The organism is Agrococcus jejuensis (genome assembly GCF_900099705.1).
GTDB lineage: Bacteria > Actinomycetota > Actinomycetes > Actinomycetales > Microbacteriaceae > Agrococcus > Agrococcus jejuensis.
Map to the genome: position 1 here is coordinate 788,417 of NZ_LT629695.1, position 13,800 is coordinate 802,216.

Sequence of the window (13,800 nt, forward strand, 5' to 3'; positions counted from 1 at the left end):
GCGACGCCGCCGCGAGCGCCCACCGTCGTGCGCCGCGTGAGCACGACGCTCGTCGACCAGGCGGCGTCGAGCGGTGCGAACCTGCTCATGGTCGTCGCGGTGGCGCAGCGGCTCGCGCCCGACACCTTCGGGGCGTTCGCGATCGCGTACGCGGGCCTCGTGCTCGTGCTCGCGTGCTGCCGCGCGTGGCTGGGCCTGCCGCTCGCGCTGTCGACGGCGGCGGATGCGGTCGAGCGGCGCAGGCTGCTGGGTGGCGCGTGCCTGCTGGTGCTCGCGGCGGCGCCGCTCGTCGTCGGCGGCATCGGGTTCGCGCTGCCCGGCGTGCTCGCGCTCGTCGGCACGGCGACGTCGCCGTCGACGTCGCTCGCGGTCGCCGTCGCGGCGGTGCTCGCGTGCCTGCAGGACCTCGCGCGCTACGCGGCGGTCGCCGACGACCGGCCAGGGCGCGCGCTCGCCTCCGACCTCGTGTGGCTCGGGGGCATCGCCGTGCTGCTCGTCGCGCCGATCGCGCTCGACGAGCGTGCGGTGATGCTCGCGTGGTTCGCGGTGATCGCGGCGAGCGCCGCGACGGGGCTCGTGCTGACGCGGCCGATCCTCTCGCTGCGGCACGCGAGCGCGCTCGTCGAGCGCGGCGGCGGCGCCCGCGGCGGCTCGACGGTCGTGGCGCTGCTGTCGACGGGCACGGCGCTCGCGCTGTCGACGCTCGTCGCCGCGACCTTCGGGGCGGCCGCGAGCGGCAGCCTGCTGGGCGCGGGCACGCTGCTGGGGCCGGTGAACCTGCTGCTCGCGCTGCTCGACCTCGCGGTGCTCGGACGCATCGTGGGGCTGCCGCCGCCGCATCGCCGGCACGTGCTCGTGCGCGTGCTCGCCGCGCTGTGGGTCGTGCAGCTCGCGTGGACGCTCGTGCTGCTCGCGCTGCCGACCGCCGTCGGCGAGGCGGTGCTCGGCGCGACGTGGCCCGGGGCGCACGCGCTCGTGGGGCTCGTGAGCGTCGAGTACGCCGTCGCCGCGGCCGTCGCGGTCGTGTCGCTCGATCTCAAGGTGCGCGACGTCGGAGGCGCCATGGTGCTCGCGCGCATCGCGGCAGGGGTCGTCGTGCTCGGCGGCACGGCGCTGCTCGCGGCGCTCGCCGCACCCCTCGTCGCCGTGCCGTTCGCGATGCTCGCGGGCACCGTCGCCGCCCTGGCGATCGTGCTCGCGGGCGTCGCGCGCCCGCCCGTGCGCATCCATCGGCGCACGTTCGAGGAGGTCGCGGCATGAGCGTCGACCGCAGGATCGTGGTGGAGGCGAGCGCCGTCGGCGTCGTCGGAGCCGTGCTGGCAGCCGTGGGCCTCGGCCCCATCGCGCTCGCCATCGCCGGCGCCGTCGCCGCGTGCGCGTGGCTCGCCCGGCAGGGGGTCTTCCGACTCGCGCTCGGCCTCGTCGTCGTGACGACGCTCGGCGCCGCCTCGTCGGTCGAGGTCTGGGCATCCGTCTCGACCTACGGCAGGCTCGCCGCCCTCGGCCTGCTCGCGATCGCCGTGCTGCGCGAGCCCACCGCATCCGACGCCCCCACGGCGTCGCAGCGGTCGGTGCTCGGCGCGCTCGTCGCGATCGCGGGCGTCGCGACGGCGACGACGCTGTGGACGATCGACGTGTCGACGACGCTCGAGCAGATCGTGCTGCTGTGGACGATGGTCGTCATCGCCGCCGTCGCCTCGCGCCGTCGGTGGCGCACGGTCGAGGTCGTCGTCGGCGACGTGCGCGTCATGGTCGCGGTCATCGCGATCGTGCTGGTCGCCGGCCTCGTCGGCCACTGGCTCGGCGTCGTGCCGCTGCCCTACGGCGGCCGGTTCCAAGGCCTCATGGCCAACCCGAACATGGCCGCGCAGGTGGGCACGCTCGCGATCTTCCTCGCCCTCGCCGTGCTGCGCCTGCGGCGATCGTGGATCGCGCTCGCCTGCATCGCCACCTCGGCCGCGACCATCCTGCTGTCGGAGTCGCGCACGGCCATCGTCGCCGTCGTCATCGGCGTCGTCTGGATGGCGGTGCTCGCCGGGGCGCGCGGGCTCGTCGCCGTCGTGGGCCTGGGCATCGCTGGCCTGTGCGCGGCGACGCTGCTGGGGCCGAGTCCGCTGCAGCTCGCGCTGGGACGCTTCGGCGAGGTCACGGCCGGCGACGGCCTCTCGGGCCGCAGCTTCATCTGGTCGGCAGGCCTCGACGCCGTCGCCGACCGCGCGCACGGCTGGGGCTGGGGCACGAGCGACCTCGTGCTCGCCGACGCCTACCGCGCGGGTGCCACACGCGAGCTCGCGCTCACCTTCCACAACAGCCTGCTGCAGGTCGCCGTCGAGGGCGGCGTGCTCGCCGCCGTGCTGCTGCTCGTCGCCTACGCGGGCATCGTCGTGCCGATGCTGCGCACGCGGCGCTCGAGCGTCGCCGCAGCGTTGTCGGGCCTCGCGGTCGCGGGCATCGTCGCGCAGATGTCGGAGTCGGGCGTCTTCGGCACCGGCCAGGTCTTCCCGTACCTCTTCTGGTTCGGCGTCTGCGCGCTGCTCGGCCTGCACGCGGCCGCGCGCAGCGAACCCGGGCTCCCCGCCGAGGCGGGCGTGCGGATGGTGAGGCGATGAGCGGGGCGGCGCACGTGCGCCTGCGCGTGCTCGTCTCCGCCCCGCTGTTCCCGCCCGCGTTCCGCGGCGGCGGACCCATCCGCACGCTCGCGGCGCTCGTCGCGACCGCGCCGCACGACGTCGCCGTCGCCGTCGTGTGCGGCGACCGCGACCTCGGCGCCCCCGAGCCGCTGCCCGTGCCGCGGCGCGACTGGCTGCCGCAGGGCCGCGCGCGCATCCGCTACGTCGACCGCCGCCGCCCCGACGCGGTGCTGCGCGCCCTCGCGAGCGCGCCGCCGCCCGACGTCGTCTACGTCAACGGGCTGTTCGATCCGATCTTCTCGATGCTCGTGCGCGCATGGGCTCGGCAGCGTCGCGTGCAGGTGCTGCTCGCGCCGCGCGGCGAGCTCGCTGCCGGTGCGCTGGCGATCCGCGGCGGCCGCAAGCGCGCGTTCCTGCGCGTCGCCGCCGCCTCCGGTCTCGACGCGGGCGTCGTGTGGCATGCGTCGTCGGATCGCGAGGCCGACGACATCCGTGCGGCGATCGGCGACGACGTCGCCGTCGTCGTGCGCGAGGACGACCACGCCCTGCCGCGGCACGCATCGCGGTCGGCGTCGCCGCCGGGCCCGCTGCGGCTCGTGTTCGTGAGCAGGCTCGTGCCCAACAAGGGCCTCGACGTGCTGCTCGAGGCGCTCGCGCTCGTCGACGAGCCCTGGACGCTCGACGTGCACGGCATCGCCGAGGACGCCGAGCATGCCGAGCGCTGCCGCGCGCTCGCCGAGGCACCGGGGATGCGCGACCGCGTCGCGTTCCACGGGCCGCTCGAGCCGCACGCCGTGCGCGACGTCTTCGCCGAGCACGACCTGTTCGCGTTCCCCACCGCCTTCGAGAACTTCGGCCACGTCATCGCCGAGGCGCTGTCGGTCGGCTGCCCCGTGCTCGCACCCGACACGACGCCGTGGACGCCGCGGCTCGCCGACGGCGCCGGCGGCGTCGTCGAGTCGCTCGAGCCCGCGGCATGGGCCGAGCGCATCCGCGAGTGGGCGCTGGCGGATGCCGACGAGCGTACCGCGCGCCGTGAGGCCGCCGCCGACGCCTACGACCGCTGGCGCGACGAGGCGGCGCCGCACGTGCTCGCGATGCTGCGCGACCGCGTCGGCGGCGGCTGACCGGGTCGGCGATCCGCCGCGACGTCGCTCAGCGGTCGCGCGCGGGACGCTCGCGCTTGGGACGGGGTGCGCGGCGCGGCCTGGCCTTCGCGGGCGCGGTCGTGCGACCCCGTGCCGGCGTGGGCTCGGGGTCCGGATCGCTGGCGGCGGACTCGGGCTCCGGCTCGGCCTCGGGCTCGGGCTCCGACTCGGCCTCGGCCTCGGACGCGACGGGCTCCGGCTCCGGCTCCGGCTCCGCCGCCTCGGGCTCGTCGATGGTGAGCTCGTCGACCTCGGTCGCAGCGGGCTCGTCGGGCTCGCCCGGATCCAGCACGTCAGCCGACGCATCCACGCCATCCCGCTCGTCAACGGCGTCGTCCGCGGCGCGCGCGACGGCGGGCGGCTCGTCGTCGGCGGGCACCCCCGGCCCATATCCGTAGCCGTAGGCGTACGCGTAGGCGTGGCTCGCCGACGTCGGCAGCATCGTGAGCAGGATGCCCGCGACGTTGACGTCGACGGTGCCGAGGCGCGCGAGCGCGCCGTCGAGCTGGCCGCGCGTCGTCTTGCCCGACGCGGCGACCACGATGGCGCCCGCCGTGCGCGTGCCGAGCACCGCGGCGTCGGTCACGGGCAGCAGCGGCGGCGCGTCGACGAGGATCCAGTCGAACTCGCCCTCGAGCCTGCGCAGCAACGACTCCATGGCGCGCGAGCCGAGCAGCTCGCTCGGGTTCGGGGGCACGCGGCCGGCGGGCAGCACGAACAGGCCCGTGCCGCCCCAGTCCTGCACGGCGTCGTCGATGTCGGCCTCGCCGATGAGCACGGTCGTGAGTCCGACGCGGCCCTCGATCGCGAGCGTCTCGGCGACCTTCGGCTTGCGCAGGTCGGCGTCGATGAGCAGCACGGTCTCGCCCGACTGCGCGAGCGCGATCGCGAGGTTCGCCGTCGCGGTGGTCTTGCCCTCCCCCGCGACCGACGACGTCACGACGAACGTGCGCTTCCCTCCCTCGACCTCGACGAACAGCAGGTTCGTGCGCAGCGAGCGGTACGCCTCCGCGCGGAAGTCGTGCGGGGCGTCGTGCACGACGAGCGGCCGGTCGCTCGCGCGCTCGTCGAACGCGATCGTGCCGATGACGGGGTGGTGCGTCGCGAGCTCGACGTCGTGCGGCGAGCGGATGCGGGTGTCGAGCAGGTCGCGCACGACCACGAAGCCCGTGGCGAGCACGAGCGCGGCGAGGCCGCCGAGCAGCATGTTGAGCGGCCAGCTGGGCGAGCTCGCCGACTCCGGCGGGCGTGCGGCCTCGACGGTCGTGAGCCGCACGGGGCTCGCCTGCGTCGCCGTACCCTCGACGTCGTCGACGACCTCGGCGAGGCTCGTCGCCGTCGCGTTGGCGATGTCGGCGGCCCGCTGGGGGTCGCGGCTCGTCGCCGTGATCTCGATGATCGTCGTCTCGGGCACGGGCGTGGCCGTGACCTGTCTCGCGAGGTCGCGCACGTCGACGTCGAGCCCGAGGTCGGCGACGACGTCGACGAGCACGCGCTCGCTGCTCGCGAGCTCGGCATACGTCAGCACGCGCGACAGCGTGTACGCGTTGCTCTGCGCGAGGTCGTTGCTCGTCTCGCCCGTCTGCGTCGACACGAACACCTGGGTCGTCGATGCGTACGACGGCGCCTGCAGCGCCGAGACCCCGGCGGCGGCGCCCACGCCGACGACGCTCGCGGCGACGATGGGGATCCATCGGCGGCGCAGGATCCTCACGAGATCGGTCAGCTCCATGCGCGTCCCCAGACGTCGTGGCGGGCGTTCGTCGCCCTCGATGGCGAGATCATGACACATCCTCGGATACGAGCGGCTGGCAGCCGCCTGCCAGTTCCAGCAGACGATCCGCCACGCGCGTCGCCGACGCGTCGACGAGATCGGCGACGCCGCGGTGCAGCGTGGGCGACCCGCGGTACGGGTCGGGCAGGTCGATCGAGAGGCCGCGCACCGCCGGGCCGCGGTCGCGGCTCGCCACCCGCACGACCTGCGCGAGGCGCTCGCCGGCGCTCGCGTCGGCATCCACGCTCGCGTCGTCGGCGTCGATGTGGGCGAGCACGGCGTCGAGCTCGAGCAACGTGAACGTGCGCCGCACGATCGATGGGGCGAGCTCGACCGCGAGCGCGCGCTGCCGCCTGGTCGCGACGATCACGAGGTCGGCGGCCGCCGCCTCGTCGGCCGCGAACGCCCGGCCGCGGTGCTCGGACACGTCGACGCCCAGCCGCGCCGCCTCGGCGGCGACGGGCGGATCGATCGGCTCGCCCTCGAGGGCCCGCAGCCCCGCGCTGGCGATCGCGAAGTCGGCGGTGCACGGCGCGAGGCGCGCGCGCAGCACGGCGGCGGTCAGCGGCGAGCGGCAGACGTTGCCCGTGCAGACGACGAGCACGCGGAAGGGTCCGTCGACGAGCCCCTCGTCGGGAGGACTGCTCGGCAGCGGCATGGCCCGATGCTAGGCGCGCGGGGCTCGCCGCTGCGTCCCCCGTCCCGTCGAGCGTTCCTCAGTCGAGGGTGGCGACGAAGTCGCGCAGCCACGTGCGGAACGCGGGGCCGATGTCGTCGCGCTCGCTCGCGAGCGTCACGGTCGCCTCGAGCATCCCCTGCCGGTCGCCCGTGTCGAACCGGCGACCCGTGAACACGACGCCCACGAGCCCGTGCGCCTCGTGCCCCGCGACGACGCGCAGCGCATCCGTCAGCTGGATCTCGCCGCCGACGCCCGGCTGCGTCTCGTCGAGCACGTCGAAGATCTCGGGGCGCAGCACGTAGCGGCCGATGACGGCGAGGTTCGACGGCGCCGTGCCCTTCGCGGGCTTCTCGACGAGGTCGCGCACGCGCACGACGTCGTCCTCGTCGGTCGCCTCGACCGTCGCGATGCCGTAGCGGTGCGCGTAGGCGGGGTCGACCTCCATGAGCGCCACGACGTGCATGCCCGTGGATGCGTGCACCTCGAGCATGCGCTGCAGCAGCGGCGTCGCCTCGTCGATGATGTCGTCGCCGAGCAGCACCGCGAACGACTGGTCGCCGACGTGCGGGCGAGCACGCAGCACGGCGTGGCCGAGGCCCAACGGGTCGCCCTGGCGCACGTAATGCATCTGCGCGAGGCCCGTCGACTGCCGCACCTGCGCGAGCTGCTCGGCATCGCCCTTCGCGATGAGCGTCGCCTCGAGCTCCGTCGCACGGTCGAAGTAGTTCTCGAGCGCGTTCTTGTTGCGGCCCGTGACCATGAGCACGTCGTGCAGCCCTGCCTCGACGGCCTCCGTGACGACGTACTGGATCGCGGGCCGGTCGACGACGGGCAGCATCTCCTTGGGCAGCGCCTTCGTGGCGGGCAGGAAGCGGGTGCCGAGGCCGGCAGCGGGCACGACGGCCTTGGTCACGCGATGCATGCGCGCATCGTATCGAGCGCAGGTGGCGCGTTCGTGCCGCGCGTCAGTCGGCTTCGACACCTTCGATCTCGTTCTGCCGCCGGGCATCGCGACGCTTCTGCAGCGATTCCAACGACTTGCCCTTCGACTTGAGCAGAGCCCGAGCCGCCCGCTCATCGCGTTCAGCGAGCTCGGTGGCTTCAGGGGCGACCTTCATCGCAGCGAACCGAGCCGCCGATTCGCGCTCGAACTCCGCCACCCGATCCTCGGCGATTGCAAGATCAACCTTCGCGTTGAGCGCACGCGCCCGTTGCTCTCGCCAACTCGCCACGATGCTCGGAAGCGCACCTCCAATCTTCTCGGCGTTCCTGACGACGTAGACGAAAAGCGATGCGGCCGCGATCCCAGCAAGCCCAAAGCCCGGAACGGGCGTGTTGGCCACGGTCACGAGCACATCGAGCGGCGAGCCAGCGCTCATGCGTCGAACTTGGAGTGCTGGTGCCGCCGAAGCTTCCAGGTTCAGGACCTCCTGGCAAAGTCCCCAGAGAGACTCGGTCGCGACGAGGGTTCTCGCGATCTCCTCGACGGTCCACGATTCGGATGGGAATCGGAGCGCAAACTGGACCGAGTCCCTCGGGACTAGTGGACTCGACAGCTGCACGAAGTGCTCGAGCCGTTCGTGCCGCTCGCGGTCCAACGCAAGCAGCAACCATTCTTGCGTGTACACGCGCTCCACTCGACGCCCCAAACTCATCCATTGAGGTTCAGGAAGAGTGCCGAGCTCGATCATGCCTCGGATGGCGTCCTGTCGGAGCCCAAGGATCGACGCGACGATACCTGTCGATAGGAGTGCTGCGTCATCGGGTTGAGGCGTCTTGGCCATGCGGCGACGGTAAGCGTCGAATCTCGGGATTCGCAGTACGGGCGCAGTCCTACGCTCACTGCAGGTGGCGCGTTCGTGCCGCGCACGGGAACGACGAAGGCCCCCGCTGCTGCGGGGGCCTTCTGGATGGTGGACCCGGGGGGAATCGAACCCCCGACCTTCTCATTGCGAACGAGACGCGCTACCAACTGCGCCACGGGCCCGGACCATGGACGAGCATAGCCCCTCCGCAGCGCGCCGACGAAATCGTGTCGCGACGTCAGCCGACGCGGCGGCGGAACGCGGCCGAGACGTCGAACGACGCATCCTCGGCCTCGACCATGCCCATGGCCGCGAAGCGCGACGGCGGCGCGGGCACCGGCACGTGCACGGGCTCCTCCACACGGGCGGCCGGCGCGGATGCGGGTGCCGCCGCGGGCGCCGCGACCGGCGTCGCCTCGGCGACGCGGCGCGGTGCGTCGTCGACCTCGACCTCGCCCGTCACGAGCTGCTCGAACGAGGCGCCGATCGGCGTGATCTCGGCGCCCTCGCCCTCGGCGACGATGCGGCGCGCGTGGTCGCGGAGCACGTCGATCGGGGCGCGCGTCGGGCGCTGCGACGGCACGGGCACGGGCGTCCACGAGCGGGACGCGAGCTCGGCGTCGAGGGCCAGCGACGGCGCGCTGCGCTCGACGACGAGGCGCTCGTGCTCCATCGTGTGGGCGACCTCGCGGATCGACGCGTTGGTGCGGTTCACGGCGACGAGGCCGATGACCGCGAGGGTCGCGACGACGCCTGCGAGCGCGAGCAGCAGGATCGCCTGCGGCAGCAGCGCCCCGGCGACGCCGACGCCGACGGAGGCGAGCAGCATGAGCGTGCAGGCGAGGCGCGTGCGACGCAGGCGCTGGTTGCGCGAGACGCTCGTCGCGACGGCGGCGCGCACCTCGCGCTCGATGCGCTTGATCTGCTCGTCGAGCTCGCGCGCCTTCGACACGGCAGCGGCGCGGGCGATGGCCTGCTGCAGACGCGCCTCCTTCGCCACGACCTTCTGCTGCCTCGCGATGTCGCGCGCGTTCGCGGCGATCGCGACCTCGGGCGGCGCCTCCGCCGTCTCGGCCATGATGCGCAGCGTCTGCTGCAGGCGCACGGCGTTGCGCTCGGTCGCGAGGTACTCGCGACGGCGCACCCACACGGGTACGAGGTAGGCGAGCCAGACGAGGGCGGCGAGCGCGAACACCACCGTGGTGCCGAGTCCCGCGAGCTGCATGCGTGCGACGCTACGGCCGCTGTCCCCCGACCGGCGTGAGCCGCGCGGCGATTCGCCGCAGAAGTCGAGCGATCGTCTCACTCGACCCGCGCATCAGGCCGTGCGCGCCTCCGGCGGACCGATGCGCACGGGATACACCGACCGGTCGAACTCGGGCACGCGGCCGTGCCGCCAGCGCGACAGCACGCCCTCGGCGAGCTCCTCGCGCACGAGCGCGAAGCACAGGTGGTCGCGCCAGTCGCCGTCGATGTGGATGTACCGCACGCGGAGCCCCTCGAAGCGGAAGCCGAGCTTCTCGACGACGCGCAGCGACGCGACGTTCTCGGGGCGGATGCAGATCTCCATGCGGTGCAGGCCGAGGCCGAAGAGGCAGTGGTCGGTCGCGAGCGCCACCGCCGCCGGCGTCACGCCGCGGCCGGCGAACCGCTCGGCCACCCAGTACCCGAGGGTCGCGCTCGACAGCGCTCCCCCGGCGATGCCCGACACGTTCAGCTGGCCGGCGAGCTCGCCGTCGACGTCGATCGCGAACGGGATGCCCGTGCCGTCGCGCTCGGAGTCGAGCAGGCTGCGGATGCTCGAGCGCGTGTCGAACCTGCCGGTCGGCGCACGGCCCGGCAGCGTGGCCTCCCACCGCTGCAGCCAGCCACGATTGTCGACGAGCTCCCGCTCGAGCGCGCGCGCATCGCGCATCCGGATGCCGCGGATGACGACGCCTGCGTCCTCGAGCCGAGGCGTGCTGCCGATCACGCGCCCGAGCCTATGCCTACGATGGGCGCATGGTGGACGCGCAGGGCGAGAAGCGGGCGATCCGCGCCCAGGTGCGCGCATCGCGCCTCGCGCGCACCGCCGACGAGCGGCGCATCGCCGACGACGCGATCGCCGCTGCGGCCATCGCGTACCTGCAGGAGATCGGCGCTCGCGAGGTCGCCGCCTACCTCGCGCTGCCCGAGGAGCCCGGCACCGACGGCATCCTCACGTGGGCGAAGGAGCACGGCGTGCGCGTGCTGCTGCCGATCGTGCGACAGGACGGCCTGCTCGACTGGGCCGAGCAGGGCGACACGATCGCCGAGGGCGCCTTCGGGCTGCCCGAGCCGACGGGCGAGGTGCTGCCGCCCACCGCGCTCTGCGACGTCGACGCCATCCTCGCGCCCGCATCCGCCGTCGACCGCCGCGGCATGCGCCTCGGCTGGGGCCGCGGCTACTTCGACAAGGCGCTCGGCGCCCTCGGGCGCCGACCCCCTGTGCACGCTCTCGTCTTCGACGATGAGATCCTGGATGCCGTGCCCGCCGAGGCGCACGACCAGCCCGTCGACGGAGCCATCGCGCCGTCCGGGCGACTGACCTTCTGAACGGAACCGAACGCATGCCCGTCTACGCCTACCAGTGCACCGCCTGCGGCACCGCCATCGAGGTGCGCCAGTCGTTCACCGACGACGCCCTCACCGTCTGCGAGGCGTGCGGCGGCCGCCTGCGCAAGCGCTTCGACACCATCGGCGTCACGTTCAAGGGCTCGGGGTTCTACCGCACCGACTCGCGCGCGGGCGCGTCGGGCGGCTCCGCATCGAAGGACTCGGGCTCGTCGTCGAGCTCGTCGTCGTCGAAGTCCTCGTCGTCGAAGTCGGAAGGATCCTCGTCGTCGTCCGGCGGATCCTCCGTATCCTCGTCGTCGAGCTGACCAGACGCGTCCGCCGGGCGCACCCCCTACGAATGGAGCAGGCCATGCAGGGATTCAAGGAGTTCATCCTCCGCGGCAACGTGATCGAGCTGGCGACGGCCGTCATCATCGGCACCGCGTTCACCGCGATCGTCAACGCGCTGGTGAACAGCATCTTCACGCCCATCATCGCGGCGCTGTTCGACACCTCCGACATCGCCGAGGCGACCTGGAACATCACCGACAACCTGCAGATCGGCACGGGCGCGGTCATCGCGGCCGTCATCAACTTCCTGCTCATCGCGGCGGTCGTGTACTTCGCGCTCATCTTCCCGATGGCCAAGTTCAAGGAGCGTCAGGCGAAGCGCCGCGGCACGACCGAGGAGGCCGCGAAGGAGACCGACGTCGACGTGCTGCAGGACATCCGCGAGCTCCTGCGCCAGCAGGCGCAGGCGACGCCCCCGGCGACGACCCAGCAGTAGTCCGCGTACGAAGGCCCGCGCACCTCGGTGCGCGGGCCTTCGCCGTGCGACCGGCAGGAAGTGACGCTGAGCGGAGCGTCGAGGGCGATCTTCCCTCGGCGTACCGCTCAGCGTCACGTCGTGCCACGACGACGGTGCCGATCGGCGCGGACGAACGCCATGAGGTCGGCTTCCACCGCCTCCCAGTCGTGCACGATCTGGCCGTAGGTGAGGCGCACCACGACGTAGCCGGCGAGCGAGAGCTCGCGATCCCGCGCACGGTCGGCGGTCTGGGCGGCCCAGCCTGCGTGATGCTCCCCGCCGTCGCACTCGACGATCAAGCGGTCGCCGACCAGCAGGTCGACGCGGTGACGGCCGATCTGCACCTGCGTGCGCACCGAGACACCCTTGGCGCGCAGCCGCACGCGCACGATCGTCTCGAGCCCCGACTCCGCGCGATCGATCCTTGCGAGCGCGCGGCGCAGCCGGCGAGGTGCCGACGTGCTCCACCCCTCCAGCTCGTGCTGCGTGGTGAGCCGCAGGTGCAGCAACGAGTCCGCGACGACGACGAGGTCCTCGTCCTCCGCGCAGCGCAGCAGGCACCGGAACGCGGTCTCGACGTCGTCGATCGCCGATCGAATGGAGGGAACGGGGCCGTAGGGGGCGCATCCGGCCGCGCGCCTGTCGGCGACACGAGTCATGCGCACGTGCACGCCCCGCAAGCGCTCCGGGATCCATGCTCCATGGCGCGCGAGGGCGCTCGCGCACGACAGACAGCCGTGGGCTCGCACGGCAGCAACGACGTCGACGTCGGCATCCTGACGTGCGTACCAGCCCGCACGCACGAGCGTGAGCTGGCCAGCTGCCAGGGCTCGTCGGCGGTCGTTGCGCCGCCACCCCTCGGCCTCGAGCTGCGCGGCCGAGACCACGCCCATCCGCTGCACCATCGGGTCGATCACGCAGGCGATGGTGGCGTGCGCGGCGGCCGGCCGAGACGAGTCGACGGGCGACCGGGGATGTCTTCGCCATCTGCCGTGCTGTGAGGGACGCGCCGTCCGCGGCACGGCGTGACGCTGAGCGGCGCCCCGAGGGCGATCTTCCCTCGGCGCGCCGCTCAGCGTCGCATCCGGACGGAGCGGCCGGCGTCAGTCCGCGTGCCACCCCAGCGCCGGCGCCACGTGGGTCGCGAACGACTCGACGATGCGCAGGTTGAGCTCGACGCCGAGCTGCGACGGGATCGTGAGCAGCAGCGTGTCCGACTCCATGACGGCGCGGTCGGCGCGCAGCTGCTCGATCAGCACGTCGGGCTCGGCCGCGTACGTGCGGCCGAACGTCGAGCGGAAGCCGTCGATGACGCCCACCTGGTCGCGCCCCGCGGCGCCGCCGAACAGCAGCGCATCCTGCTGCGACGTGATGGGGAAGACGCTGCGCGACACCGACGTCTGCGGCGTGCCCGCGTGGCCCGCAGCGGTCCACGCGGCGCGGTAGGCGGCGAGCTGCTCGGCCTGCAGGTCGCCGAACGGCATCCCGCGGTCCTCGGTGAGCAGCGTCGACGACATGAGGTGCATCCCCTGCTGTCCCGTGCGGATGGCGGTCTCGGTCGAGCCGGCACCCCACCACACGTTGCCGCGCAGCGTGGGCGAGTGCGGCTCGATGCGCTGCATGCCGCGACCGCCGCCGAACGGGCTGTTCGGGTCGCGCTCGGCGATCCCCTCCCCCTCGATCGCGCGCAGGAAGAGGTCGAGGTTGCGAGCGGCCAGGTCGGCGCCGCGCTCGTCGTCGCCGTGGTAGCCGAAGTGCTCGTAGCCGCGCACGACGGTCTCGGGGCTGCCGCGCGAGATGCCGAGCATGAGCCTGCCGTCGGCGATGAGGTCGAGCGCCGCGGCCTCCTCGGCGAGGTACAGCGGGTTCTCGTACCGCATGTCGATGACGCCGGTGCCGACGTGGATGCGCTTCGTGCGCGCCGCCATCGCCGTGAGCAGCGGCATGGGTGCCGCGTGCTGGCGGGCGAAGTGGTGCACGCGCAGCGCCGTGACGTCGACGCCGAGCTCGTCCATGCCGACGGCGAGGTCGATGGCCTGCAGCAGGTTGTCCTGCGCGGTCAGCTCGCGGCCGCCGCCGAGGGGTCCGTAGTGGCCGAAGGAGAGGGTGCCGAAGCGTCGCACGATCGCAGCCTAGACCGCATCCGTCGCGCGCCGAGCGGGCGTTCGCCGAGGGCGCTCAGCCCCAGTGCGGGGGCTTGTCGCCGCGCAGGCGGTCGTCGTTCTCGGTCGTCTGCCGCGGCTCGGGCGCGGGCTCGGCCGTCGTGCCCTCCACCGGGTCGGTCGACACGCGTCGGCCGCGCCGACGCACGACGAGCGGCTCGGAGGCCGAGCCGTCGACGAGGCCGTCGTCGCGCACGCGCGGCTCGTCGGCCGCGCCATC

General features: G+C 73.5%; 15 protein-coding genes and 1 tRNA gene. 6 read left to right on the plus strand and 10 right to left on the minus strand.

The features are described from left to right. Positions 1–36 precede the first annotated feature (36 nt). Genes BLQ67_RS03705 through BLQ67_RS03715 form a run of 3 tightly spaced genes read left to right on the plus strand, consistent with a single transcriptional unit; the run spans position 37 to position 3,757 of the window. Positions 37–1,260 (plus strand): MATE family efflux transporter, encoded by a 1,224-nt coding sequence (locus BLQ67_RS03705; RefSeq protein ID WP_157674659.1) that lies wholly within the window; start codon positions 37–39, stop codon positions 1,258–1,260. Beyond that, positions 1,257–2,609, plus strand: a complete 1,353-nt coding sequence (locus tag BLQ67_RS03710) for an O-antigen ligase family protein (RefSeq protein ID WP_092502561.1) — start codon at positions 1,257–1,259, stop codon at positions 2,607–2,609. Before BLQ67_RS03705 ends, BLQ67_RS03710 begins: the two co-directional genes overlap by 4 nt. Beyond that, positions 2,606–3,757 (plus strand): glycosyltransferase, encoded by a 1,152-nt coding sequence (locus BLQ67_RS03715; RefSeq protein WP_092502563.1) that lies wholly within the window; start codon positions 2,606–2,608, stop codon positions 3,755–3,757. The genes BLQ67_RS03710 and BLQ67_RS03715 overlap by 4 nt, the downstream gene beginning before the upstream one ends. 28 nt (positions 3,758–3,785) lie before the next feature. Here the strand turns inward: BLQ67_RS03715 and BLQ67_RS03720 are convergent, their stop codons facing one another. From BLQ67_RS03720 to BLQ67_RS03750, 7 genes are all read right to left on the minus strand, one after another. Continuing rightward, positions 3,786–5,510: a polysaccharide biosynthesis tyrosine autokinase gene (locus BLQ67_RS03720; RefSeq protein ID WP_172802244.1), complete on the minus strand. Its 1,725-nt coding sequence runs from the start codon at positions 5,508–5,510 to the stop codon at positions 3,786–3,788. A 49-nt stretch (positions 5,511–5,559) separates the two neighbouring features. Next, positions 5,560–6,210, minus strand: a complete 651-nt coding sequence (locus BLQ67_RS03725) for an arsenate-mycothiol transferase ArsC (protein ID WP_092502567.1) — start codon at positions 6,208–6,210, stop codon at positions 5,560–5,562. A 58-nt stretch (positions 6,211–6,268) separates the two neighbouring features. Continuing rightward, the gene (gene galU, locus BLQ67_RS03730; RefSeq protein WP_092502569.1) at positions 6,269–7,153 is read right to left on the minus strand and encodes a UTP--glucose-1-phosphate uridylyltransferase GalU; all 885 of its coding nucleotides are present in this window, start codon (positions 7,151–7,153) and stop codon (positions 6,269–6,271) included. Positions 7,154–7,196: 43 nt separating this feature from the next. After that, on the minus strand, positions 7,197–8,015 hold the full coding sequence (locus BLQ67_RS03735; protein WP_092502571.1) for a hypothetical protein: 819 nt from the start codon (positions 8,013–8,015) through the stop codon (positions 7,197–7,199). A gap of 127 nt (positions 8,016–8,142) precedes the next feature. Beyond that, positions 8,143–8,218, minus strand: a tRNA-Ala gene (locus BLQ67_RS03740). A gap of 56 nt (positions 8,219–8,274) precedes the next feature. Continuing rightward, positions 8,275–9,261 (minus strand): hypothetical protein, encoded by a 987-nt coding sequence (locus BLQ67_RS03745; protein ID WP_092502573.1) that lies wholly within the window; start codon positions 9,259–9,261, stop codon positions 8,275–8,277. 93 nt (positions 9,262–9,354) lie between these two features. Continuing rightward, positions 9,355–10,008 (minus strand): GNAT family N-acetyltransferase, encoded by a 654-nt coding sequence (locus BLQ67_RS03750; protein ID WP_407922484.1) that lies wholly within the window; start codon positions 10,006–10,008, stop codon positions 9,355–9,357. Between the two features lie 29 nt (positions 10,009–10,037). Between BLQ67_RS03750 and BLQ67_RS03755 the strand changes: the two genes are divergently transcribed. From BLQ67_RS03755 to mscL, 3 genes are read left to right on the plus strand one after another with little or no spacing between them, the layout of a single operon-like run. After that, positions 10,038–10,610, plus strand: a complete 573-nt coding sequence (locus BLQ67_RS03755) for a 5-formyltetrahydrofolate cyclo-ligase (protein WP_092502575.1) — start codon at positions 10,038–10,040, stop codon at positions 10,608–10,610. A 14-nt stretch (positions 10,611–10,624) separates the two neighbouring features. Continuing rightward, positions 10,625–10,936, plus strand: a complete 312-nt coding sequence (locus BLQ67_RS03760) for an FmdB family zinc ribbon protein (RefSeq protein WP_092502577.1) — start codon at positions 10,625–10,627, stop codon at positions 10,934–10,936. A 44-nt stretch (positions 10,937–10,980) separates the two neighbouring features. After that, entirely contained in the window at positions 10,981–11,397 is a 417-nt protein-coding gene (gene mscL, locus BLQ67_RS03765; protein ID WP_092506760.1) for a large conductance mechanosensitive channel protein MscL, read from the plus strand. Between the two features lie 113 nt (positions 11,398–11,510). Here mscL and BLQ67_RS03770 read toward each other — a convergent pair whose 3' ends face one another. From BLQ67_RS03770 to BLQ67_RS03780, 3 genes are all read right to left on the minus strand, one after another. Next, entirely contained in the window at positions 11,511–12,440 is a 930-nt protein-coding gene (locus tag BLQ67_RS03770) for an endonuclease domain-containing protein (RefSeq protein WP_157674660.1), read from the minus strand. 81 nt (positions 12,441–12,521) lie between these two features. Further along, positions 12,522–13,541 carry an LLM class flavin-dependent oxidoreductase gene (locus BLQ67_RS03775; RefSeq protein ID WP_092502581.1) on the minus strand — a complete coding sequence of 340 codons (1,020 nt, stop codon included), beginning with the start codon at positions 13,539–13,541 and terminating at the stop codon, positions 12,522–12,524. Between the two features lie 55 nt (positions 13,542–13,596). After that, entirely contained in the window at positions 13,597–13,776 is a 180-nt protein-coding gene (locus BLQ67_RS03780; protein ID WP_157674661.1) for a hypothetical protein, read from the minus strand. Positions 13,777–13,800 lie beyond the last annotated feature (24 nt).